This is a genomic window from Actinomadura fibrosa (assembly GCF_900659615.1).
Classification (GTDB): domain Bacteria; phylum Actinomycetota; class Actinomycetes; order Streptosporangiales; family Streptosporangiaceae; genus Spirillospora; species Spirillospora fibrosa.
Window position 1 is genome coordinate 1 of record NZ_CAACUY010000105.1, and the last position, 22,247, is coordinate 22,247.

21 protein-coding genes and 1 riboswitch are annotated in these 22,247 nt (G+C 73.2%); of the genes, 13 read left to right on the forward strand and 8 right to left on the reverse strand.

Translation table 11 applies throughout. The features are described 5' to 3' along the window. Nucleotides 1-137: 137 nt before the first annotated feature. Nucleotides 138-824 (reverse strand): RNA polymerase sigma factor, encoded by a 687-nt coding sequence (locus E1300_RS28435; RefSeq protein ID WP_242619446.1) that lies wholly within the window; start codon nt 822-824, stop codon nt 138-140. A 129-nt stretch (nt 825-953) separates the two neighbouring features. Between E1300_RS28435 and E1300_RS28440 the strand changes: the two genes are divergently transcribed. Continuing rightward, entirely contained in the window at nt 954-1,562 is a 609-nt protein-coding gene (locus E1300_RS28440) for a TenA family protein (RefSeq protein ID WP_131760163.1), read from the forward strand. A gap of 10 nt (nt 1,563-1,572) precedes the next feature. Here E1300_RS28440 and E1300_RS28445 read toward each other — a convergent pair whose 3' ends face one another. Then, on the reverse strand, nt 1,573-2,655 hold the full coding sequence (locus E1300_RS28445; protein WP_131760164.1) for an alkene reductase: 1,083 nt from the start codon (nt 2,653-2,655) through the stop codon (nt 1,573-1,575). A gap of 104 nt (nt 2,656-2,759) precedes the next feature. Between E1300_RS28445 and E1300_RS28450 the strand changes: the two genes are divergently transcribed. Together E1300_RS28450 and E1300_RS28455 are read left to right on the forward strand one after the other, a co-directional pair. Continuing rightward, nucleotides 2,760-3,197 carry a MarR family winged helix-turn-helix transcriptional regulator gene (locus tag E1300_RS28450; RefSeq protein ID WP_131760165.1) on the forward strand — a complete coding sequence of 146 codons (438 nt, stop codon included), beginning with the start codon at nt 2,760-2,762 and terminating at the stop codon, nt 3,195-3,197. Nucleotides 3,198-3,255: 58 nt separating this feature from the next. After that, complete coding sequence (locus E1300_RS28455; RefSeq protein WP_131760166.1) at nt 3,256-3,543, forward strand: hypothetical protein; 288 nt, start codon at nt 3,256-3,258, stop codon at nt 3,541-3,543. A 73-nt stretch (nt 3,544-3,616) separates the two neighbouring features. Here the strand turns inward: E1300_RS28455 and E1300_RS28460 are convergent, their stop codons facing one another. Together E1300_RS28460 and E1300_RS28465 are read right to left on the reverse strand one after the other, a co-directional pair. Further along, nucleotides 3,617-4,222, reverse strand: coding sequence for a GOLPH3/VPS74 family protein (locus E1300_RS28460; protein ID WP_131760167.1), 606 nt, complete (start codon nt 4,220-4,222; stop codon nt 3,617-3,619). 97 nt (nt 4,223-4,319) lie between these two features. After that, a complete protein-coding gene (locus E1300_RS28465) occupies nt 4,320-5,183 on the reverse strand; it encodes an Fpg/Nei family DNA glycosylase (protein WP_131760168.1) in 864 nt (287 codons plus the stop codon). A gap of 446 nt (nt 5,184-5,629) precedes the next feature. Between E1300_RS28465 and E1300_RS28470 the strand changes: the two genes are divergently transcribed. From E1300_RS28470 to E1300_RS28480, 3 genes are read left to right on the forward strand one after another with little or no spacing between them, the layout of a single operon-like run. Beyond that, complete coding sequence (locus tag E1300_RS28470) at nt 5,630-5,836, forward strand: heavy-metal-associated domain-containing protein (protein WP_131760169.1); 207 nt, start codon at nt 5,630-5,632, stop codon at nt 5,834-5,836. 37 nt (nt 5,837-5,873) lie between these two features. Next, nucleotides 5,874-6,839, forward strand: a complete 966-nt coding sequence (locus E1300_RS28475) for a DUF8832 domain-containing protein (RefSeq protein ID WP_131760170.1) — start codon at nt 5,874-5,876, stop codon at nt 6,837-6,839. A 31-nt stretch (nt 6,840-6,870) separates the two neighbouring features. Beyond that, nucleotides 6,871-9,195 carry a heavy metal translocating P-type ATPase gene (locus tag E1300_RS28480; protein WP_131760171.1) on the forward strand — a complete coding sequence of 775 codons (2,325 nt, stop codon included), beginning with the start codon at nt 6,871-6,873 and terminating at the stop codon, nt 9,193-9,195. An 83-nt stretch (nt 9,196-9,278) separates the two neighbouring features. On the opposite strand, the gene E1300_RS28485 is transcribed toward E1300_RS28480, so the two are convergent. Next, nucleotides 9,279-9,740 (reverse strand): SSI family serine proteinase inhibitor, encoded by a 462-nt coding sequence (locus E1300_RS28485; protein ID WP_131760172.1) that lies wholly within the window; start codon nt 9,738-9,740, stop codon nt 9,279-9,281. Nucleotides 9,741-9,789: 49 nt separating this feature from the next. Here E1300_RS28485 and E1300_RS28490 point away from each other — a divergent pair, with 49 nt between their 5' ends. The 4 genes from E1300_RS28490 (at nt 9,790) to E1300_RS28505 (ending at nt 14,670) form a co-directional block, all read left to right on the forward strand. Continuing rightward, nucleotides 9,790-10,122, forward strand: a complete 333-nt coding sequence (locus E1300_RS28490; protein WP_131760186.1) for a rhodanese-like domain-containing protein — start codon at nt 9,790-9,792, stop codon at nt 10,120-10,122. A gap of 44 nt (nt 10,123-10,166) precedes the next feature. Beyond that, a riboswitch (TPP riboswitch) is annotated at nt 10,167-10,280 on the forward strand. Then, nucleotides 10,273-11,634, forward strand: coding sequence for a purine-cytosine permease family protein (locus tag E1300_RS28495; protein ID WP_131760173.1), 1,362 nt, complete (start codon nt 10,273-10,275; stop codon nt 11,632-11,634). Its footprint overlaps the riboswitch before it by 8 nt. 153 nt (nt 11,635-11,787) lie before the next feature. After that, the gene (locus E1300_RS28500; protein WP_131760174.1) at nt 11,788-13,713 is read left to right on the forward strand and encodes a sensor histidine kinase; all 1,926 of its coding nucleotides are present in this window, start codon (nt 11,788-11,790) and stop codon (nt 13,711-13,713) included. A 411-nt stretch (nt 13,714-14,124) separates the two neighbouring features. Then, nucleotides 14,125-14,670: an ATP-binding protein gene (locus E1300_RS28505; protein WP_242619447.1), complete on the forward strand. Its 546-nt coding sequence runs from the start codon at nt 14,125-14,127 to the stop codon at nt 14,668-14,670. Nucleotides 14,671-14,833: 163 nt separating this feature from the next. Here the strand turns inward: E1300_RS28505 and E1300_RS28510 are convergent, their stop codons facing one another. Continuing rightward, nucleotides 14,834-16,084: an arginine deiminase gene (locus tag E1300_RS28510; protein WP_131760175.1), complete on the reverse strand. Its 1,251-nt coding sequence runs from the start codon at nt 16,082-16,084 to the stop codon at nt 14,834-14,836. Nucleotides 16,085-16,151: 67 nt separating this feature from the next. On the opposite strand from E1300_RS28510, the gene E1300_RS28515 reads away from it, so the two are divergent. The 3 genes from E1300_RS28515 to E1300_RS28525 all read left to right on the forward strand — a co-directional run bounded on the left by E1300_RS28515 (nt 16,152) and on the right by E1300_RS28525 (nt 20,182). Further along, a complete protein-coding gene (locus E1300_RS28515; protein WP_131760176.1) occupies nt 16,152-17,588 on the forward strand; it encodes an MFS transporter in 1,437 nt (478 codons plus the stop codon). Between the two features lie 262 nt (nt 17,589-17,850). Further along, on the forward strand, nt 17,851-19,035 hold the full coding sequence (gene tuf / locus E1300_RS28520) for an elongation factor Tu (protein WP_131760177.1): 1,185 nt from the start codon (nt 17,851-17,853) through the stop codon (nt 19,033-19,035). A gap of 244 nt (nt 19,036-19,279) precedes the next feature. After that, nucleotides 19,280-20,182: an endonuclease/exonuclease/phosphatase family protein gene (locus tag E1300_RS28525; RefSeq protein ID WP_131760178.1), complete on the forward strand. Its 903-nt coding sequence runs from the start codon at nt 19,280-19,282 to the stop codon at nt 20,180-20,182. A gap of 62 nt (nt 20,183-20,244) precedes the next feature. Here E1300_RS28525 and E1300_RS28530 read toward each other — a convergent pair whose 3' ends face one another. Further along, on the reverse strand, nt 20,245-21,807 hold the full coding sequence (locus tag E1300_RS28530) for a long-chain-fatty-acid--CoA ligase (protein WP_131760179.1): 1,563 nt from the start codon (nt 21,805-21,807) through the stop codon (nt 20,245-20,247). Between the two features lie 88 nt (nt 21,808-21,895). Beyond that, nucleotides 21,896-22,066: a hypothetical protein gene (locus E1300_RS50385; RefSeq protein WP_165503034.1), complete on the reverse strand. Its 171-nt coding sequence runs from the start codon at nt 22,064-22,066 to the stop codon at nt 21,896-21,898. Nucleotides 22,067-22,247: the final 181 nt, after the last annotated feature.

Genomic DNA, 22,247 nt, shown 5'->3' on the forward strand with positions numbered 1-22,247 from the left:
GTCCTCGCCCGCCAGCTCCCCGGGGCGCGCGGGACCGGCCGCGGACGCCAGGAGCGCCCGCAGCGCCGCGTGCTCACCGTCGCCGGCCAGCAGGCGCTCCGCCGCGCGGGGATCGAGCCGGCCGGCCTCGTCGTCGCTCATCTCACCCCTTCAGCGCCGGGACCGCCGGATCTGTCACCGCGCGGACCGGGCGCGGTCCCGGTCGACCGCCCCTCCGCTCCCGGCGCGACGGCGGTCCCCGCGGCCGGCGCGCGCGGGGCGAGCCGGTCCGCCAGCCGCTTCAGGCCGCGGTACGAGGCGGTGCGGACCGCTCCCGCGCGCTTCCCCAGCACCTTCCCCGCCGACGCGGCGTCCAGCCCGACGACGACGCGCAGCAGGACCGCCTCGGCCTGGTCGCGTGGCAGCTCGCCGATGAGCCGCAGCGCGTCCTCCGTCGCGAGGCCGTCCAGCGCGAGCAGCTCGGTGTCGGCGTCCGCCGCCATGGTGAGCAGCTCCTCGACGGGCATGTCCGCGGCGGGCCGGCGGGACTTGCGGCGCAGATGGTCCAGCGCGCGGTGCCGGGTAATCGTCGCCGTCCAGCCGCGGAAGCCGTCGAGGTCGCCGCGGAAGGCTGGCAGGTCCCGCGCGATCTGGAGCCACGCCTCGGAGGTCACGTCCTCGGCGTCCGCGCCGACGAGCGCGCCGGCGAACCGGATCAGCCGCGGCTGGGTGTCGCGGTAGAGCAGCCGGAAGGACGCCTCGTCGCCGTCCTGCGCGGCGCGGAGGGCACGACCGAGCCGCTCCTCCTCCCGCGCCTCGTCCACCCGGTCCTCCGCTTCGGTCACCCGCGACATTGTGCAGGGTAACCACGGCCCAGGTGTCCCGGTTCACATCGAGGGGCGTCCGGATCCGGCGGGACGGCGCTTCGCGGTGAATCGTCCCGGGTGGATCTTCGCGGTGGATACTGTCCCCTTATGGCACTCGCTGCGCGTCTGGAGGAGCTCGGCCGCCCGTACGTCGAGGAGCAGTTGCGGCACCCGACCGTGGTCGGCATCGCCCGGGGCGACCTCGACGAGGCGGTGTTCCGCTCCTGGCTGGAGCAGGACTACCTCTTCCTGCACGACTACGTCCGCGTCTTCTCCCGGCTCGCCTGGCAGGCCCCTGATGCCCACCTGGGAGACCTCGTCGATCTCGCCTACGCGACGCTTCACGACGAGCTCGAACTGCACAGGTCCCTCTCCGCCGAGTTCGGAGCCGACCTGGACGGGGCGAAGAAGGGGCCGGCGTGCGCCGCCTACACCTCCTTCCTGCTGGACAGCGCCGCCTCCTACGGTGACGGGCTGGCCGCGCTGTATCCGTGCATGTGGGGCTACTCCACGCTCGGGGCCCGGCTGGCGGAGGACCCGCCGGCCGAGCCGCGCTACCGCCGCTGGGTCGACACCTACGCCGACCCGGAGTTCGCCGCGCTCACCCGCCGCTGCGCCCAGATGATCGACGAGTCGGGCGCCGACCCGGACCGTGCCGCGGAGCTGTTCCGCGAGGGCATGCGGCACGAGCTCGCCTTCTGGGACGTGCCGCTCTGATTGGTGGACGTCAGTGCTGCGGCACCAGGGACGGGTAGTCGGTGTACCCCTCGGCGCCGCCGCCGTAGACGGACGCCGGGTCGTACGGTGCCAGCGGGGCGCCGGTTGCGAACCGGGCGGGCAGGTCCGGGTTGGAGATGAACAGCCGGCCGAAGGAGAACAGGTCGGCGAGGTCCGCCGCCAGCACCTTCTCGCCCGCGGCGCGTCCGGTGGGCTCCGGGCCGTTGAAGTTGCCGATGAGCGTGCCCGACCAGCGGGGCCGCAGGTCGGCGAGCGCGGGGTAGGCGCCGCGCTCGATGACGTGCAGGTAGGCGAGGCCGAGCGGCTCGACGGCGTCCACGAGGGCGCGGTAGGTCGCCTGCGGGTCCCGCTCGGCGATCTCGTTCTCGGGGTTGTCGGGGGAGATCCGCAGCCCCGTCCGCTCGGGCCCGACCTCGGCCGCGACGGCCCGGACGACCTCCACCGCGAAGCGGAGCCGCCCGGTGAGCGAGCCGCCGAACCGGTCGGTGCGGCGGTTGGTGTTCTCGGCGAGGAACTGCTGGATGAGGTAGCCGTTCGCGCCGTGCACCTCCACGCCGTCGAAACCGGCGCGGATCGCGTTGCGCGCCTCGGCGGCGAACGCGGCGATCAGGTCCTCCGCCTCCGCTGCCGTCAGGGCGCGCGGCGTGACGTGGTCGACGTCGCCCGCGTTCGTGAAGATCTGCTCGGACTCGATCCGGACGGGCGAGGGCGCGACGGGCACGGCGCCGCCCGGCAGGTTGAGCGGGTGCGTCATCCGGCCCACGTGCCAGAGCTGGGCGAAGATCGTGCCGCCCGCGGCGTGGACGGCGTTGGTGACCTCGCGCCAGCCCGCGACCTGCGCGTCCGTGACGAGCCCGGGGATGCCGGGGCCTCCCTTGCCGTGCGCCTCCGGCCAGATCCCCTCGCTGACGATGAGCCCGGCCCCCGCGCGCTGCGCGTAGTACTCCTTGGTGAGCGGGTGGGGGACGCCCGTCACGTCGTCCGCCCGGCCCCGCGTCATCGGCGCCATGACGACGCGGTTGGGCAGGTCCAGGTGGCGGCCCTGGTAGGGGAGCAGGAGGGGGCTGTCCATCGTCGTCACCTCTCATATGCATGTACCTGCATGTAATGTATGTACATGCAGATACTCGCAGTGGATGTAGGGTGCTGTCAACGACCACGGACCGAGGTGACGTGATGGGTGCGGGCGGAACGGGCGTCGCGACGACGGACGCCCAGGTCTGGGACGGTGTCGTGACCCTGCACGGCCGGGTCGAGCACCGGCTGTCCAAGGCGCTCCAGCAGCGGCACGGCATCGGCCTCTCCGAGTTCCGCGCCCTGTGCAGGCTCGCCCGCGCGGACGACGGCGAGCTGCGCATGCAGGAACTCGCCGACCTCATCGGCCTCAACCAGAGCTCGGTCAGCCGCCTCGTCGCGCGGCTGGAGGCCGCCGGCCTCACCCGGCGCGACATGTGCCCCAAGGACCGACGCGGCGTCTACACGGTGATCACCGACGAGGGACGCGCGCTCAAGGAGCAGGCCTCGCCGACGTACGACGAGACCCTGAGCCGGGCCCTCGACGCCGCGGCGGACGATCCGACCCTCGGCCCGCTGGTGAACCTGCTCCGCAGTTGAGAGCGACCCTTACTTTCGGTGCACTTCACGGTACTCACGGTGAGATATCTTTCTTCCCGTGCGTCCGAGCCCGTACCCCGCCGTGCCCACCGGCGGCCGCCTGCCGAAACGGCTGTGGCCGGTCGTGATCGTCGCGGTCGCCCTGGTGGCGGCCTTCTCCCGGGTCCACGAGGAGCACTGCCCGGACGGGGACGGCGTCCCCGTCCCCGCGCCGCTGTCCATGCTCGCGCACCTCGGCGCCGGCCCGTCCGCCCGTGACGGCGCGGCGCCGCCGGGCGCCGGAGCCTGCTTCACCGGGCTGCGCAACGGCCGCTCGGACCCGTCACCGGCGGACCTGCCGCGGTGACGCCCGCCGGCCTCGTGACCGGCGAACACGGCGGTCGGCGGACAGCGGCCGGGCCCGCGTCCAGGCGGAACGGTCAGGAAAGTGTGGCCCGCCTCGCGATGGCGTCGGCGACGGCCCGGCCCTCCCAGCCGCCGCCCGTCCCGGCCGACACCCGCCGGTCCAGGTCGGCGACCGCCGGGAACAGCACGCGGAGAAGCCCGCAGCCGTGGGCGATGGCGAGCAGCGACGCCGTCCGCGGCTCGGGCACGGAGCCGTCGAGCGCCCCGCCCAGCCGGGCCAGGATCTCCTTGCGCGGCGCCGGATTGAGCTCGGGATGGGTGCTGGACGTCAGCACGCCCTCCACCCAGTGCTCCTCCTCGGCGAAGACGCCCCGGCCGATCAGCCCGTTCCGCAGCCGCCGCAGGAGATCCCCGCCGCTCAGCGCGACCACCGTCCCCGAGGCGTCGCCGCCGGGAGCGCGGACCACCGCGGCGAACGCGGCGTCCAGCTCCGGATCACCGGACGCGGACGGCGTCCGGGCGGGCCGGACCCGCCCCCCGGCGAACCCGACACGGCCCGACAGCGCCAGCTCGGCGAGGAGCGCCGCGCCCAGCGCCAGATCGAGCTCCTCGACCCCGATGACGGGCAGCCCGCCCACCGGGTCGACGGCCAGCAGGAGAAGCTCGTCGGCGATCCTCATCGTGGTCGTGCTCCCTTCGCGCCCACCGTCTGAGACGGCGCGCGTCCGTTCCGGGTTGCCAGGAGCGAGCCGAAAAGTCCACGAGGTCTCGGACGGATCACTTCAGGAGCCGGGACATCCTGCGGTCGGCGAGGGGCTTGCCGCCAGTCTGGCACGTCGGACAGTACTGCAGGGACGAGTCGGCGAACGACACCTCCCTGATCGTGTCCCCGCAGACGGGGCACGCCTGCCCCGTCCGGCCGTGGACGCGCAGGCCGGTCTTCTTCTCGCCCTTCAGGTCCTGCGCCTCCAGGCCCCGCGACCGCTCCACCGCCTCCCGCAGCGTGGTGACGATCGCCTCGTGCAGCGCCGCGACGTCGTCCTCGGTCAGCGAAGACGCGATCTTGAAGGGGGACATCCGCGCGGCGTGCAGCACCTCGTCGGAGTAGGCGTTCCCGATGCCCGCGATCACCTTCTGGTCCCGCAGCAGCCCCTTGATCTGAGTGCGCTTGCCCCCGACGATCCGCCCGAGGACCTCCGGAGTGAACGACGCGTCCAGCGGATCGGGCCCGAGTGTCGCGATACCGGGCACCTCGTCCGGATCGCGGACGACATAGACGGCGAGGCCCTTCTTCGTACCGGCCTCGGTGAGGTCGAACCCGGAGCCGTCGTCCAGATGCACGCGCAGCGCCAGCGGGTTCTTGCCGCCCGGCCGCACCGGCTTCGCCGGGATCTCGTCCCGCCACCGCAGCCAGCCCGCGCGCGCCAGATGGATCACGAGGTGCAGCCCGTCGACGTCCAGGTCGAGGAACTTGCCGTGCCGCGCCACGGCGGTCACGGTCAGGCCGCCCAGGGACGTCACCGGCGGATCGTAGGTCTTCAGCGCGGAGATGGCGAGCACGTCGATCCGCGCGACGGCGTGACCGACCGCGCGTTCCCGCAGGAAGGCCGCCAGTGCCTCCACCTCAGGTAGCTCAGGCATGAGAGGAACTTATTGCAGAACCCTCGGCGTCAGGCGCTGGCGCGCCCTCCTTCAACGGGCTCTGCGGCGATCGCTGCATCGCTCCGGCTCGCCCAGGGGCTCGCTGCGCGATCAAGTTCTCGCTCCGCTCGAACTTGGCTTCGCACGCGATCGCGCGCTTGTGGGGTGGAAGGCCCCGTTCGTTACCGCATGGTTATCCACAGGGTGTGAGGGACGACGGTTCCGGTGTTTTCTCGACATTCGCTGAGGTGTCGCCGTCTGCGGCGTGGGCGCGTCCGGGCAGGTCGGGTGCTGCGCGGCGGGTTGTCCACAGGTATCCACAGGGCTGTGGACGGTGTGTGATCCGGAATACTGGATACCCCCTGGGGGTTGCTATGCGCGAGACGTTGTGCCAGCATCAGGGGCACGAGATACCCCCCAGGGGTACAAACGACAGGAGATGCGAGATGAGTACCGCCACCTACACCGTCGTCGGGATGACCTGCGGCCACTGCGTCAGCTCGGTCCGCGAGGAGGTCGGGGCGATCAAGGGCGTCACCGGCGTGGACGTGGACCTGGAGACCGGAAGGGTGACCGTCACGAGCGACGGGCCCGTCGACACCGCCCTGGTCAGGGACGCGGTCGACGAGGCGGGTTACGAGCTGAAGCCGTGAACCGGGGCACCGGCGACGGGAAGTGAGGCGAGCGGACATGAACACGGCGACCAAGGTGGGGGCCTACGTACTCGGCCTCGCAGTCGTGTTCGGCGGCGCGACCGGGGTCGGCAAGGCCGTCGGCCCCGTCGGCGCCACCGCGGACACGGGCGAGCACATGGCGCACGGGGAGAGCGACACCCACGGCGAGGGCGGTCACGGCGAGACGGTCGCGTCCGTGCCGGGCGGTCTCCAGGTCTCCCAGGGCGGTTACACCCTCGTCCCGGCGCAGACGACGGTGCGGGCCGGCGAGCGGACCGACTTCCGGTTCACCGTCAACGGGCCGGACGGCAGGCCCGTCACCCGGTTTACCCTGCTGCACGGCAAGCGGCTGCATCTGATCATCGCGCGCCGCGACCTGTCGGGCTTCCAGCACCTGCACCCCCGCGAGATCGGCGGCGGCGTCTGGACGGTGCCCGTCGAGCTGCCGAAGGCCGGCGCGTACCGGTTCTTCACCGACGTCCAGCCGGAGGGCCTGAAGCAGCAGCTGACGCTGGGCACCGACATCGCGGTCCCGGGCGACTTCGCGCCCGCGCCGCTGCCCGCGGCTGAGCGGGTCGCGAAGGTGGACGGCTACGAGGTCAAGCTGGACGGCGATCTCGTGCCCGGGAAGACCAGCAAGCTCACGCTGTCGGTGAGCAAGGGCGGCACGCCGGTGACTGATCTCCAGCCTTACCTGGAGGCGTACGGGCACCTGGTGGCGCTGCGCAGCGGCGACATGGCCTACCTCCACGTCCACCCGGACGGGGAGCCGGGCGACGGGAAGACGGCGCCGGGTCCGGGCATCACGTTCTACGCCGAAGTGCCCAGTGCGGGCGCATACCGTCTTTACCTGGACTTCCAGCACGAGGGCAAGGTCCGCACGGCCGAGTTCACGGTGAACGCGGGAAAGCCGGGTACCCCGGTCACGCCCGCCGGGAGCCCCACGGCGGAGCCGGGCGACGGCCACGCCCACACGCATTGACGTCCCGTTCGAGCGAGGAGAAGGAGGAGCGATGACGACCGGTGCGGCATCCGACGCGCACGCCGGGCGGATCGAGCTGGCGATCGGCGGGATGACGTGCGCGTCGTGCGCCGCCCGTATCGAGAAGCGCCTCAACAAGATCGAGGGCGTCACCGCGAGTGTGAACTACGCGACGGAGAAGGCCCGGGTCGAGTTCCCCCAGGGGGTATCACCCGAGGACCTCGTCGCCACCGTGGAGAAGGCCGGCTACACCGCCGAGCTGCCGCCTCCGCCTAAGGACGAGACCGCCGGGGCGCGGGCGGACGAGCCCGGCGACGGGCTGCGGGCGGTGCGCCAGCGGCTGGTCACGGCGGTGGTGCTGTCCGTCCCGGTGATCGCGATGGCGATGGTCCCGGCGCTCCAGTTCGAGTACTGGCAGTGGCTGTCGCTGACACTGGCCGCGCCCGTGGTCGTCTATGCGGGCTGGCCGTTCCACCGGGCCGCGCTGACGAACCTGCGGCACGGCGCCGCGACCATGGACACGCTGGTGTCGGTCGGGACGCTCGCCGCGTTCGGCTGGTCCCTGTGGGCGCTGTTCTTCGGGACGGCGGGCGAGCCCGGGATCAAGCACGGCTTCGAGTTCTCCATGACCCGCTCGGACGGGTCGATGAACATCTACCTGGAGGCCGCGTCCGGCGTCATCGCGTTCATCCTGGCCGGCCGCTACTTCGAGGCGCGGTCCAAGCGCCGGGCCGGCGCCGCGCTGACGGCGCTGCTGGAGCTCGGCGCGAAGGAGGTCGCGGTCGTCCGCGACGGCCGCGAGGAGCGGATCCCCGTCGAGCGGCTCGCGGTCGGGGACGTGTTCGTCGTCCGCCCCGGCGAGAAGATCGCCACGGACGGGACGGTCCGGGAGGGCTCGTCCGCCGTGGACGCGTCGCTGCTGACCGGCGAGTCGGTCCCGGTGGAGGTCGGTCCCGGCGACGCCGTGGCCGGCGCGACCGTGAACGCGGGCGGGCGGCTGCTGGTGACGGCCACCCGGGTCGGCGCCGACACGCAGCTCGCCCAGATGGCGCGCATGGTCGAGGACGCGCAGACGGGCAAGGCGCAGGTCCAGCGGCTGGCCGACCGGATCTCGGGGATCTTCGTGCCGGTCGTCATCGGGCTGGCCGTCGCGACGCTGGGCTTCTGGATCGGCACCGGCGGCGGCGTCGCGGGCGCCTTCACCGCCGCGGTCGCCGTGCTGATCATCGCGTGCCCCTGCGCGCTCGGCCTCGCGACCCCGACGGCGCTCATGGTCGGGACGGGGCGCGGCGCCCAGCTCGGCATCCTGATCAAGGGGCCGGAGGTGCTGGAGTCCACCCGCGCGGTCGACACGGTCGTCCTGGACAAGACCGGCACCGTCACGACCGGCCGGATGGCCCTGGTGGACGTGGTCACCGCCGACGGCGTCGACGCGGACGAGGTGCTCCGGTTGGCCGGGGCGATCGAGGACGCCTCCGAGCACCCGATCGCGCAGGCGATCGCCAAGGGCGCCGCCGAGCGCGTCGGGACCCTCGGAACCGTCGAGGACTTCGCGAACGTCGAGGGCCTCGGCGTTCAGGGCATCGTGGACGGGCACGGCGTCCTCGTCGGGCGGCCCCGGCTGCTCGCCGAGTGGTCGCAGGAGCTGCCCGCGGACCTCGACCGGGCGATGCGGGACGCGCAGCGGCGCGGCCACACCGCCGTCGCGGTCGGCTGGGACGGCGAGGCCCGCGCGGTGGTCACGGTGGCCGACCAGGTCAAGCCGACGTCCGCGGAGGCGGTCGAGCGGCTGAAGGCGCTCGGGCTGCGGCCCGTCCTGCTGACCGGCGACAACGAGGCCGTCGCCCGGACGGTCGCGGACGCCGTCGGGATCGAGGAGGTCATCGCCGAGGTCCTGCCGCAGGACAAGGTCGACGCCGTCAAGCGCCTCCAGGAGCGGGGGCGGACGGTGGCGATGGTCGGCGACGGCGTCAACGACGCCGCGGCGCTCGCGCAGGCCGACCTGGGCCTTGCGATGGGCACCGGCACCGACGCGGCGATCGAGGCGTCCGACCTGACGCTGGTCCGCGGGGACCTGCGCGTCGCCGCCGACGCGATCCGGCTGTCCCGCCGGACGCTGCGCACGATCAAGGGCAACCTGTTCTGGGCGTTCGCCTACAACGTGGCGGCGCTGCCGCTCGCGGCGACCGGCCTGCTCACCCCGATGATCGCCGGCGGCGCGATGGCGTTCTCGTCGGTCTTCGTGGTCAGCAACAGCCTGCGCCTGCGCCGCTTCCGGCCGCTGACCGGCGACGGCGCCCCCGCGGGCGGGCGACCGGCCGCCGCCTCCCGCGCGGAGGTCCCGGCCACGCGCTGATCAACGAGTGAGGGCCCCGGCCGGTACGGCCGGGGCCCTTTCGCGTGCGGATCGTTGAGCGGGCCGAAGCGGGGACGGACCGCTCAACGGACCTTCGGGACGTCGCCGAACAGGGGGCCGACCGAGCTCCACCGGTGGAGCTGGCAGCCGTCCGCCCGGGTGAACGTCGTGTTCACGGGCTTGCCCTCCCAGGTCCCCTTGACGGTGGCGACCTCCGGACCGCCGTAGATCTTGGTGCAGATCTGGTCCTGGGGAACGGGCTTGAAGGGCTCCTTGGCCTTGGTCAGGGCCGCGCAGGCGTCGGCGGCCTTCGGATGGTCCCCGCCGGGCGGGGCGCAGTTGAGCGTCCAGGTCTTGGCGGGGGCCTCCGCGGAGGCCTTGACCTGGACGGTCAGGGAGTCCGCCGGAGCGGACGAGGGGCTGACCGAGGCCGTGCCCCCGGGCCGGTCGGCGGGTTCGCCGCTGGACTGTTCGTCGCCGCAGGCCGCCAGTGAGAGGATCATGGCGAGGCCGGGCGTCGTGATGAGGAGCGTCCGATACCGCATGCGTGATTCGACGCGGCGGAGCCGCAAGCGGTTCCATGGGGGTGTGATGATTTTCGGGGAGGACGTGCCGGCGGTGGACGCCGCCGAGGTCCCGCAGGACGCCTACCTGCTGGACGTCCGGGAGCAGGACGAGTGGGACGCGGGGCACGCGCCGGAGGCGGTGCACATCCCGATGGGCCAGCTCGGCGACCGGGCCGGCGAGATCCCGCGCGACCAGGAGGTCTTCATCATCTGCCGGTCCGGCGGGCGGTCCGCGCAGGTGACGGTCGCGCTGAACCAGGCGGGCTGGCTGGCGCGCAACGTCAAGGGCGGCATGCAGCGCTGGGAAGAGGCGGGGCGGCCGATGGAGGGCACCGGGAACGGCGAGCCCTACGTGGCCTGAGCGCCGCTGATCCGTCCGGTTTCGCTCCTGTAAGATCGGTCTTGACCGAAAAGCGCGGGAGCTTGGGCCGACCAGGCTGAGAGGGCGACATCAGGGCGTCGCCGACCGCATGAACCTGTCCGGGTAATGCCGGCGTAGGGAGCGTGTCCCATGACGTCCGCTGTCGGCGAGCACGAGCGCGCTCGCGACGAGGCCCCCTACACCCTCGACGAGCCGGCGCCGAAGGTCCTCGGCTTCTGGGACCAGAGCGCCTTCTGGGCGAACCTCGGCGTCAGCCTCTTCGCCTTCTCCGGCGCGTACACGGTGCTCGCGCCGGACGCGGACGGCAGGCCGACCCTGTCGATCGTCGCCGGGATCGCCGCGATGGCCGCCGGCACGGTGCTCGGCGGGCTGATGCTCGGCCTCGCCGCGGTCCCCGGCGCCCGGACGGGGCGCCCGGCGATGGTGCTGCTGCGCGGCCTGTTCGGGGCGCGGCTGTCGTACGTGCCGACGGTCCTCAACATCGCCCAGCTCATCGGCTGGGGCACGTTCGAGCTGATCGTCATCGCGGACGCGGCGCGGGCGCTCTGGGACGGGGTCCCGCGCTGGACGTACGTGATCGTCGCGGGCGTCCTCACGACCGTGCTGACGATCTGGCCGCTGGGCTCGGTGCGGCTGCTGCGCCGGTACGTGACGGCCGCGGTGGCGGTCGCGCTGGTCTACTTCTACGTCCAGCTCGTGCGGGAGCCGCTGCCCGACCTCACCGAGGGGTCGTGGGGCGGCTTCTGGATCGGCGCCGACGCGGCGCTGGCCGTGTCGATCTCCTGGGTCCCGATGGCGGCCGACTACACCCGGCACGCGCGGAGCGCGCGCGGGGCGTTCGGTGCCGCGTCCATCGGCTACTCCGTCACGCAGATCGTCGCCTACGTGCTCGGGCTGCTGGCGCTCGCCCTGGTCGCGGGCGACTCCGCGAAGATCTTCGATCCCTTCCTGAACGTCACGCTCGGCGTGCTGTTCTTCGCGGTGTTCGTGCTGCGCGAGGCCGACCAGTCGTTTGCCGACGTGTACTCGACGGCCGTCTCGATCCAGAACCTTGTGCCGCGCGCCGACCGCCGCGTCCTGTCGGTCGCGCTCGGCGCCGGCGTCACCGTCCTCGCCCTGCTGCTCGACATCGGCGACTACGCGGACTTCTTGTCGCTGATCGGCTCGGTGTTCGTGCCGATGCTCGGCGTCCTCGCCGCCGACTTCTTCCTCGGCCGGGGCCGCCGCGCGGGGACCGGGGACGCCGGGGGCTGGGACACCTCGCCGACGGCGCCGTCCCGCTGGGGCATGATCGCGGCGTGGGCGGTCGGCATCGTCGTCTACCAGCTCATCAATCCCGGCACGGTCAGCCGCTGGGCGGACTTCTGGACGGACGTGCGGGACGCGCTCCACTTCACGCCCCACGACTGGATGAGCGCCTCGCTGCTGTCGTTCCTGGTGGCCGCGGCCGCCGCGCTACTCATCGGTAGGATTTCCCGGACCGCGCGCTGACGGGCGCGCCGCGGCGCGCCCGGAGGTGCCACGCCCATGGCCGTTTTCGATGTCTTCGGGCCCCTGAAGTGGTGTTCTTCCGCCGGAGCGCGCACGCTGGTGGGAACTTTTCGGCGCCGGTTGCCCGGCGCCGCCCCCGGGTCCGGTGGCACGATGACAGGCGTGCACTCCCACGTCCACGATCCCATCGCGCGCGCCGTCATCGAGAGCGCCGCGGACGCGATCGTGGCCGTCGACCAGCGGCACCGCGTCACCGTGTGGAACCCGGCGGCCGAGCGGATGTTCGGCTGGACGGCCGAGGAGCTGGTCGGGCGGGTCCCGCCGATCGTCCCGGACGAGCTGAAGGCCGAGCAGAACGCCGTCCAGGAGCGGCTGCTCACCCGGCGCGCCGGCGAGGGCGAGAGCGGGCAGATCTCCATCGCGACCCGGCGCTTCCACCGCGACGGCCGCCTCATCGACGTCCGCATCGACACGAGCCTGCTGAAGGACCCGGCGGGCACGCCGCTCGGCTGGGTCGGCGTCTACCACCCGGTCGAGGACGACGAGATCGTTCAGCACCACATCACCGAGCGGGCGCGGCTCGTCCGGCGGCTGAACGACATCGTCGCCGACCTCAACGCCGAGCTCGACCTCGGCGTCGTCCTCGACCGGATCACGGCCGCGCTGATCGAGCTGACCGGCGCGGACGCGGGCGGCTTCGTGCGGATCGAGGGCGAGCGGCTGCGCCTGGTCAGCATGTCCGGGCTGCCCGAGCACATGCGCGGCAGGTCCGCCGACCTGCGCTCCAGCCTGGTCGGCGAGCTGCTGCGGTCGGGCAAGACGGTCAAGCTGACCACCGGCGCGCAGCGCCTCGGCGACCTGATCTGGTCCGAGCTGGACGGCCTGCACACGATCGCGCTCGGCCTGTCCTACCTCCAGAACCGGCCGTACGGCGCGCTGTACGCCCTGTTCGCCGGGCGCAACGCCGGGCACACCGAGCTGGAGCTGCTGGAGCTGCTCGCCGGGCACGCCGGGGTCGCGGTCGGCAACGCCGTCGCCTACGCCGAGGTCGTCCGGCAGCGCGCCCACGAGCGGGCCGTCATCGACTCCAGCGCCGACGGCATCGCCGTGCTCGACCACGACCTCGTCGTCCGGCAGTGGAACCCGGCCGCGCACGCCCTCACCGGGATCCCGCCGGAGGACGCGATCGGGCGCCCGCTCCCGTTCGCCATGCCGGCGATCGGCGAGGACCTCGACTTCCCGCTGGAGTCGGGGACCTGGCTGAACGTGCTCGCCGCGGAGATCGAGGAGACCGGCGAGCTGGTCGTCGACTTCCGCGACGTGTCCGAGGCGAAGGCGCTGGAGGAGGCCAAGGACCTGTTCCTCGCGACGACGAGCCACGAGCTGCGCACCCCGATCACCGTCGTGCAGGGCTTCGCGTCCACGCTGGTCAACCGGTGGGACGAGCTGGCCGACGCCGACCGCCGCGCCGCCGTGGCGACGATCGCCGAGCGCGCCCAGTCGCTCGGCCGGCTCGTCGAGCACCTGCTGCTCGGCTCGCGGGCGGGCGCCGACGAGCTGGCCGTGACGATCGAGTCGTTCGACCTGAGGCGGGTCCTGGAAGGCGTCGTCGGGGGGTTCCGGTCCCTGTCGCCGCTGCACCGCGTCGAGCTGGAGATCGCCCCCGACCTGCCGGCCGTGCGGGGCGACGCGATGGCGACCGACATCGTCCTCGGGCAGCTGCTGGAGAACGCCTTCAAGTACTCCCCGGACGGCGGGACGGTCCGCGTCGCGGCCCGCGCGGAGGGCGGCGACGTGGTGGTGACGGTGGTGGACGAGGGCATCGGCATCGCGCCGGGCGACCACGAGCGGATCTTCGAGCGCTTCGTCCAGGGGGAGGCCGGGGACCGGCGCCGCTTCGGCGGGATAGGGCTGGGCCTCTACATCGTCAAACGGCTGACCGAGGCGCAGGGCGGAACGATCTCCGCTCATCCCGCGCGGGCGAATCGTGAGGCATCTCACGTCAACGGGAGTCGCCCGGCCGAGGCGGGTCCCGGCACCGGGACGCGGATGCGCCTTTCTCTGCGCGGAGCTGGGTGAACATGCTTCCGCACGCCCCCCGCTACGGTTACTCTCTGTAGTTGTCGGCGACCGGATGTGGACAGGTGAGACTCACATGACCCGGCTTTTCCCTGATGCGGACAGGTGGAAAGGCGCACTCGGACGGGAAAGTACGGTGGCGACAGGGTGTGACGGACGAAACGTGCGCGTGAGGAGTAATCAGCCGTTGGCTGGATAGATCCCTTGTTGGTCGCCGTTGGTGACGGGTTTCCGTTCCAGCGGGCTCCGACACCGCATCCCGGGGGTGATCGCCGTGACCGGTCGGCCGGTGACTCGTTGTGCAGGTGGCAAACTGGGACGTTCAGGTTTCCGGGCGTTCTCACCAGGGCATTTCGGTCGTACCGGAAGAGCGGCGACGGGACTCGTCCGAGCAAGCGAGACCACGGGGAGGTGAGGGCGTCGAGCGTCGTACTGCTGCCACACGCGCCGTCCAGCGTCGCGGTCGCCCGCAAGCGCCTCAGCTCGGAACTGGCCGCCTCGGGTGTCTACGAGTCGATCGTGGACGATGCCAGCGTGATCGTGAGCGAGCTCATCAGCAACGCCCTCCGGCACGCTAGGCCGCTCCCGTCCGGGCAGGTCAGGGTCTGCTGGCTGCGCCGCGGCGACCTGCTCGAACTGGAGGTCAGCGACGGCGGGGCCATGACCGAGCCGCGGCGCGGCCCGGGCACGCTGTCCTCGCTCGGAGGGCGCGGGCTCGGCATCGTCGAGGCCCTGTCCGAGGGATGGGGAGTCCGCCACGAGGACGGCACCACCACGGTGTGGGCCGTGCTCCGGGCGCCCAGGTCGTCAGGCGCGCACGGGATGATGGCGTCCGCGGGCGCCCATGCCGTCGCGCCGGAGCCGGCCGACTTCCCGGACATCGCCGACGACCCGGGCGGAGATCTGCTCGACGGGACGCGCTACGGCGCGGCGTCGAGCAGGGCATACCCCGCCTAGACCCGGCGACGGCCACCCCGGCCGAGGGGGGTGTCGCCCGACCTTGTAGGGTCCTCCACAAGCTCGGGCGCTGTCGTGCCCCCGTCGACACCGCCCGAGCGTCCACGTGGCAGAACCCCCGGAATCCCAAGGGATCTGGGGGTTCTCGCATCTCCACCTGACGCTAGGGGGCGTCGCGCAGCAGCGGGCAGGACATGCAGCGCGGCCCGCCGCGGCCGGTGCCGAGCTCGCTCCCGCTGATCCGGATGACCTCGATGCCCGCGGCCTCCAGCTGCGCGTTCGTCTCGATGTTGCGCTCGTAGGCGACGGCGAGGCGCGGCGCGACCGCCAGGGTGTTGTTGCCGTCGTCCCACTGCTCGCGCTCGGCGGTGACCGGGTCGAGGCCCGTGTCGATGACCTTGAGGCGGTCCAGGCCCATGGCCTCCGCCGCGGCCTCCAGGAACGGGCGCGGCTCGGTGACCCGCAGGTCGCCGTTGGCCAGCGTGACGGTGTACGCGGTCAGCGAGTGCGCCACCGGCGGGTACATGACGACCGTGTCGACGTCCACCATCGTGCACACCGTGTCCAGGTGCATGGTGGCCCGCTCCTGCGCGATCGGGACGGCGAGGACGGTGTGCGCGAGACCCGCCGCGATGACCTGCCGCGCCAGCCGCTCAACCCCGGCCGGGGTCGTCCGCTCGCCCGTCCCGACGGCGACCACGCCCGGCGACAGCAGCAGGATGTCGCCGCCCTCCACGTGCTCCAGGGACGGCGAGTACACCGGCTCCGTCCCGGCGAACCGCGGGTGGTGCGCGTAGATCAGGCCCGTCAGCGCCGACTCGCGGCGCCGCGCGGGCATCGCGAGGCTCGTCACCGCCACCCGGTCGCCGATCCAGGCGCTGTTGTCGCGGGTGAACAGCAGCCCGGGCAGCGGGTCCACGATGAAGTCGAGCCGGTCCATCAGGCGGTAGACGAGGCCGTGCCCCGACTTCAGCTCCTCGTGCGCCAGCCCGGCGATCAGCGTGTGGGCGAGGTCCTCGGTGTCGAGGTCGCGCAGGTAGCCCGCGACGACGCGGCGGAGCTGGTCGCCGAGCCGCAGGTCGACGATCGCGTCGGCGACGGCCTGCTCCCGCGCCTCCTCGTACTCCAGCGCGTCCTGGAGGAGCTCGGTGACGTACAGGACCTCGACGCCGCGCGACCGCAGCGCCTCGGCGAACGCGTCGTGCTCCTCCTGCGCCCGCCCGACCCACGGGATCGCGTCGAACAGCAGCTTGTCGCTGTTGCGCGGCGTGAGCCGCTTCAGCTCCGCGCCCGGGCGGTGCAGCAGGACGGTCCGCAGCCGTCCGACCTCGCTGGTGACCCGGTGCTCGGCGCCCGCCGCTCCCGGCCCGGGCGCTCCCGTCCCCGCCGCTTCCGTGCCCGTTGTTTGCGTCACACCCGAAAGTCTAGGCCGCGGCTGATCGGCCGGCGCTGCCGGTCCGGCGTTATGGCAGGATGCGGGGGTGATCGGCAGGACCGCCGGGCTCCCCCTCCACCTCACGGCCGCGACTCTGCTGCGGGTCTCCGCCGAGGGCATGGCGACGGCGCTGGTGCTGACCGTCCAGGCGCGGACGGGGCACGCGGCCACCGCCGGATACCTGCAGACCGCAATGACCCTCCCGTACGTGCTGAGCGGCCCGGTGATCGGCAGCGCGATCGACCGGGCGGCCCGGCCGCGTCGGCTCGCGGTCGCGCTCGCCGCCGGCTACGCCGCCGCGGGGACCCTGCTGCTGCTCATCGCGGGCCGCTCGCCCATGGCCGCCGCACTGTGCGTCGCCGCGCTGGTCGGCTGCGGCGAACCGGTCGTCGTGGCGCTGACCAGCCTGCTGCCGCGGTTCGTCGCGCCCGTCCGGCTGTCGCGCGCCTACGGGCTGGAGGCCGCCAGCTACAACGTCGCGGCGATCGCGGGCCCCGGCCTCGCCGCCGCCCTCGCCGCGACGGCGGGCGGCCAGTACGCGGGCGCCGCGATCGTCGCCAGCGCGCTGGTCGGCGTGCTGGCGCTCCCCCTCCTCCCCTTCCCCGCCCCCGGCACGACCCCCGAACCACACCCCGACCCGCTGACCAGCGAGAGCACCCCCGGCCCGAACACTCCTGCTCCGGCCGACTCCGCGTCGGATGGCTTTGTACGGAGCGACTCAGCACCAGTCGGCCCCACGTCGGCCGAGTCCGCTTCGGGCGACTCTGCGCCGGGCGAGTTCGTGCCGGACGACTCTGCCGCGGGTGAGCTTGTGGCAGAGGAGACCGTCCCGGAGAAGCGCGGGGCGCCGGGATGGGCGGAGGTGCTGACGGGCGGGCTGACCGTCCTCGCCCACGGGCGGGTGCTGCGGGCGCTGACGGTGGCGACGACGCTGGCCTGGCTGGGGTTCGGCGGGACGGCGGTGACCGCGGTGCTGCTGGCCGAGCACATCGGCGCCCCGCCCAGCGCGGGCGGGCGGCTGCTCATGGCGATGGCGGTCGGCTCGCTGCTCGGCGCGCTCGCGTCGAGCCGCTGGCTGACGCCCGGGCGCGCCGAACCCGTCATGATCGGCGGCCTGGTCGCGTTCGGCGCGGCGCTGGCCGCGGTCGCCGCCGCGCCGTCGGTGCCGTGGGCGATGGCGGCGTTCGCCGCCGCGGGCGCCGCGGAGGGGCCGGTGTTCGCGGCGACGCTGATGCTGCGGCAGCGCGAGTCCCCGGCGGACCGGCTCGGCCAGGTCAACACGACGGGCGGCAGCCTCAAGATCAGCGCGTCGGCGCTCGGCGCCGCACTGACCGCCGCGTTCGCCGACGCGGTCGGTCCCGTCGGGCTCGTCCTCGCGATCGCCGCCTTCCAGTTCGCGGGCGCGGCGGCCGGGCTGGTCCTGCTGCGGGTGCCGCGCCGCGTCCGGGAAAACCGATCGACCGGCGCGGGGAGCGCGCCGTAACCTGCGGAGCATGTTCCTCGCAGCCGGCACCCGGACGCTCGCAGGCCTCGGCCTGCTGAGCGCGGTGCCGGCTGCCTTCGCGGCCGCAGCGGCGGCACTCGCAGCCGACGGCGCGCGAAGCTGACCCCTCTCCGTCCTGCCTCCGGAGAACCAGCGGAGGGGGGTGGTCAAGAACCGCGGACGGGATCCGGCCGGCCATGCCGGGCCGGGGCGTCCGCGCGGGTTCTCACGGCGTCCAAGGGATCGAAGTGAGGACGGAGTCATGGCCAAGCAGGCCTACGAGCGCGACAAGCCGCACCTGAACATCGGCACGATGGGGCACGTCGACCACGGCAAGACCACCCTGACCGCGGCGATCACCAGCGTGCTCGCCGGGCGCGGGCTGGCGTCCGCCGTGCCGTTCGAGGGGATCGACCGCGCCCCCGAGGAGCGCGACCGCGGTATCACCATCAACGTCGCGCACGTCGAGTACGCGACCGAGACCCGGCACTACGCCCATATCGACATGCCAGGCCACGCCGACTTCGTGAAGAACATGATCACGGGGGCGGCGCAGGTGGACGGGGCGGTGCTGGTCGTCTCGGCGCAGGACGGGGCGATGCCGCAGACCCGCGAGCACGTCGTCCTGGCCCACCAGGTCGGCGTCCGCCACATCGTGGTGGCGCTGAACAAGGCCGACATGGTCGAGGACACCGAGCTCCTCGACCTCGTCGAGCTGGAGGTCCGCGAGCTGCTGTCGGAGTACGGCTTCCCCGGCGAGGAGGTGCCCGTGGTGCGGGTGTCCGGCCTGCGGGCGCTGGAGGGCGACCCGTACTGGACGGCCCGGATCGGCGACCTGCTCCACGCGATCGACGCGTACGTGCCCGTCCCGGAGCGGGTGCTCGACCGGCCGTTCCTGATGCCGGTCGAGAACGTGCTCACGATCACCGGGCGCGGCACCGTCGTGACGGGCGTGGTCGCGCAGGGCGCGGTCGGCCTCGGCGACGCCGTCGAGGTGGTCGGGCTCGGCGAGACGTTCGGCTCGGTCGCGACCGGGCTGGAGACGTTCGGCCGGTCGATGGACCGCGCCGAGGCGGGCGACAACACCGCCATGCTGCTCCGCGGCGTCCGGCGCGACCAGGTCCGCCGCGGCCAGGTGGTCAGCGTGCCGGGCGCGATCCGGCCGCACACCCGGTTCCGCGCGCGGGTCCGCGTGCTGTCCGCGGAGGAGGGCGGCCGGAGCAGGCCGTTCTTCCACGGCTACCGGCCGCAGTTCCACTTCCGCACCACGGACGTGGTCGGCGGCGTGGACCTCGGCGGCGAGGGCCGCATGGCGCTGCCCGGCGAGTCGGTCGAGATGGCCGTCGAGCTCGGCAAGCCCGTCGCGATGACCGAGGGCCTCGGCTTCGCGGTCCGCGAGGGCGGCCGGACGGTCGGCGCGGGCACGGTCACCGGACTGCTCGACTAGGGCGTCCGGGACGACGGGTCCGGCGGGTGCGCGCACCCGCCGGACCCGTTCTCGTCACCGCGGGACGAGGTCCGCGGTGGTGCGGCGGCGGTCGCGGCGGGATTCTGTCATCCGCCGCGTGACCGAGCGGTCGGGAACGAGTGGCGCGTCCGATCTTGATGTGGTGGGATTCGGACGTCGCCCCCGCCGATTCCGGTATCGGGGCATCCCCCCGGACGGCAACTCCCCCTTCCCTGGAGAACGTGTGCGATCTCCCCGCGCCCTGATTCCCCTGCTCTCGGTCTGCGCCGCCGCGGCGATCGTCACCGCGGCGGGCACCGGCGCCGCCATCGACGGCCTCTCCGGGAGCGGGCCCGCCCACGCGGACGGAGCGGCGCGCGAGACCCCCGAGGCGACGGTCACGGCGACGACGTGGAACGTGTGCGGCGCGCCCGAGGCGGGCTGCCCCCTCGGCGCGCGGCCCGCCGAGCTGGCCGGGCGGATCGTCCAGCAGCTCGCCGGGACCGAGGTCGGCGGCCGCAGGGTCAAGCCGAACGCGGTGTTCCTCCAGGAGGTCTGCGACGGGCAGGTCCAGGCGCTGCGGAAGGCCGCCCAGTTCCGCGGGTGGACGTGGGCGTTCGCGCCCTCCGCGAGCGGACCGGCCTGCGCGGACGGGCAGGGGCGGCCGGGCGTCGCCGTCGGCACCAGGGCGCGACTCACCGGCGTCCGCCAGACCCGTCTCGCCTCGCCCGCGGGCCGCGGGCGGGTGGCCCTGTGCGGCGACGTCGCGTCCTGGAGCACCCGGGTCTGCGCCGCGCAGCTCAGCCCGGCGAGCGAGGACCCGCGCGGCGAGTGGCGCCGCAAGCAGGCCCGCGCGCTCGCGGGCGCCGCCGGAGCCGGATCCCGCGCCGTGATCGGCGGCGACCTCGTCGACGGCCCCGCGAGCACGGTCCTCAACCCGCTCTACCAGGGCTTCTCCGAGTGCGACCAGGGCACGGTCCCGTCGCGCACCGGCGCCGGGACGCTCCAGAACGGGCGCGGCGACACCGTCGAGAAGGCCGACTACCTGTTCACCTCCACCGCGGTCAGCGTGTCCTGCGGCGTCCCGGCGGCGCCCGTCCGCGCGTCGGACCACCGCCCCCTGTCCGCGGTGATCCGCTTCGCCTGACCGCGGCCGGGACGTCCGCCGGGGGTGAGGGCCCGCGGCGGACGGCCTCGGTGACGGTGGTCCTAGTGGACCGCGCGGTCCTGGCCCTGCCAGTAGGGCGCCCGCAGCTCCCGCTTGAGGATCTTGCCCGTGGGGTTGCGGGGGATCGCGTCGCGGCGCTCCACCGACGTCGGGCACTTGAAGTGGGCGAGGCGCTCGCGGCAGTGGGCGATCAGGTCGGCCTCGGACACGTCCTCGGACAGCACGACGACCGCCTTCGGCGTCTCGCCCCACTTGGCGTCCGGAACGCCGATGACCGCGCAGTCGCTCACCGCCGGGTGGTCCATCAGGACGTTCTCGACCTCCGCCGGGTAGATGTTCTCCCCGCCCGAGATGATCATGTCCTTGACGCGGTCGTGGATGTAGAGGTAGCCGTCCTCGTCGACGTAGCCCGCGTCGCCGGTCCGGAACCAGCCGCCCGGCAGCAGCGCGGACGCCGTCGCCTCCGGCATCCCCCAGTAGCCCTTCATGTTCTGCGGCGTCCGGCAGAGGATCTCGCCGACCTGGCCGGGCGGCAGCTCGTCCAGCGTCGCCGGGTCGGCGATCCGCAGCGTGCAGGACGGGTTGGGGATGCCCGCGCTGCGCAGCCGGTGCGCGTTCGGGCCATCCGGGTCGTGGTCCTGCACGGGCAGCATCGTGATCGCGCCCGTGGTCTCCGTCAGCCCGTAGACCTGCATGAACCCGGTCGTCGGCAACATCCGCATGGCGCCGCGCAGCACCTCGTCGCTGATCGGGGACGCGCCGTACAGCAGCAGCCGCAGGCTGGACAGGTCGCACTCCGCGACCTCTGGAATGAGCTGCATGAACTGGAGCAGGACCGGGACGAGGAAGACGTGCGTGACGCGGTGCCGTTCGATCGCCCGCGCGATGGCGGTCGGGTCCGGCTCGCGCGTGATGACGCCGGTGATGCCGTCGAAGACGACGCAGACGGCGAGCGCGCAGCCCGCCACGTGGTACATCGGCATCGCGACCATGAGGACCGTCGCATCGTCGATGCCCCACAGGTCGTTGGTCAGGGGCAGCACCGAGTTGAAGTTGTCGTGGGTCAGCATCACGCCCTTGGGCAGGCCCGTGGTGCCCGACGAGTAGAGCTGGACGAAGACGTCCGCGGTGTCGATCTCGCGGTCCGCCCCCGCGGGCGGGTCGCCGGCGTCGCCGAGCCACTGCTCGTAGTCGAGGTGGGCGTGGCCTTCGCCGCCGATGACCACGAGATGGGTGGTGTGCTCCAGCTTGCCGGTGATCGCGTCGAGGACCGGGACGAACTCCGGCCCGACGAGGAAGACCTTCGCCTGCGCGTTGTTGACGATGTAGGCGACCTCGTCGGGCGCCAGCCGGTAGTTGACGGGGACCTGGACGGCCCCGATCCGGGCCGCTCCGAAGAGCTGCTCGACGTACTCCAGCGAATTCTTGTCGAGGATCGCGACGCGGTCGCCGTGCCCGACGCCGGAGGCGGCCAGTGCCGCCGCGGCCCGGTCGACGCGCCGGTCGAGGTCCCGGTAGGTGATCTCGGTGTCGCCCGCGATGTACGCGACGCGGTCGGGGTGCAGTTCCGCGCGCTCGCGCAGCACCTCAGTCAGGCCCGGCACGATAGGTCCTTTCGCCGATGACCGCCTGGTTGTCCAGGCATCATGCGGTCACCGGCGAATCCCGGGCAAGGGATGCGGGGCGGTTGTTCTACCGCTTCCGCGACATCTTGGACACGAGGGTCACGGCGAGGACGACCAGCACCGCGACGAAGCCGATGAAGAAGAAGAACTTCAGCATGGACAGGATGGCGCCGATCACGCTGATCGCCAGCCAGACCGCGAGCACGACGCCGATGATGGTCAGGATCGTCTTTCCCATGGCTCCCACCGTATGCGCAGGCCCAGGCACCGTCATCACCCTCCGGAACGACCCTCGGAGCCCCCTGCCCCGCCGTCCGGCGGAGATCCACCCTGAGGTCCCTGAGGGGCGCACCCTGACCCCCATCGGGGACGGGCGGTGGGGCTGGCACCCGCGGCGCGACCCCCGAGTCCGACTTCTT

Bases quoted from the DNA above. Each gene is read 5' to 3' on its own strand.
- E1300_RS28440 (WP_131760163.1), top strand. From the start codon at position 954: ATGGCACTCGCTGCGCGTCTGGAGGAGCTCGGCCGCCCGTACGTCGAG.
- E1300_RS28445 (WP_131760164.1), bottom strand. From the start codon at position 2,655: ATGGACAGCCCCCTCCTGCTCCCCTACCAGGGCCGCCACCTGGACCTG.
- E1300_RS28450 (WP_131760165.1), top strand. From the start codon at position 2,760: ATGGGTGCGGGCGGAACGGGCGTCGCGACGACGGACGCCCAGGTCTGG.
- E1300_RS28460 (WP_131760167.1), bottom strand. From the start codon at position 4,222: ATGAGGATCGCCGACGAGCTTCTCCTGCTGGCCGTCGACCCGGTGGGC.
- E1300_RS28465 (WP_131760168.1), bottom strand. From the start codon at position 5,183: ATGCCTGAGCTACCTGAGGTGGAGGCACTGGCGGCCTTCCTGCGGGAA.
- E1300_RS28470 (WP_131760169.1), top strand. From the start codon at position 5,630: ATGAGTACCGCCACCTACACCGTCGTCGGGATGACCTGCGGCCACTGC.
- E1300_RS28475 (WP_131760170.1), top strand. From the start codon at position 5,874: ATGAACACGGCGACCAAGGTGGGGGCCTACGTACTCGGCCTCGCAGTC.
- E1300_RS28480 (WP_131760171.1), top strand. From the start codon at position 6,871: ATGACGACCGGTGCGGCATCCGACGCGCACGCCGGGCGGATCGAGCTG.
- E1300_RS28485 (WP_131760172.1), bottom strand. From the start codon at position 9,740: ATGCGGTATCGGACGCTCCTCATCACGACGCCCGGCCTCGCCATGATC.
- E1300_RS28495 (WP_131760173.1), top strand. From the start codon at position 10,273: ATGACGTCCGCTGTCGGCGAGCACGAGCGCGCTCGCGACGAGGCCCCC.
- E1300_RS28500 (WP_131760174.1), top strand. From the start codon at position 11,788: ATGACAGGCGTGCACTCCCACGTCCACGATCCCATCGCGCGCGCCGTC.
- tuf (WP_131760177.1), top strand. From the start codon at position 17,851: ATGGCCAAGCAGGCCTACGAGCGCGACAAGCCGCACCTGAACATCGGC.
- E1300_RS50385 (WP_165503034.1), bottom strand. From the start codon at position 22,066: ATGGGAAAGACGATCCTGACCATCATCGGCGTCGTGCTCGCGGTCTGG.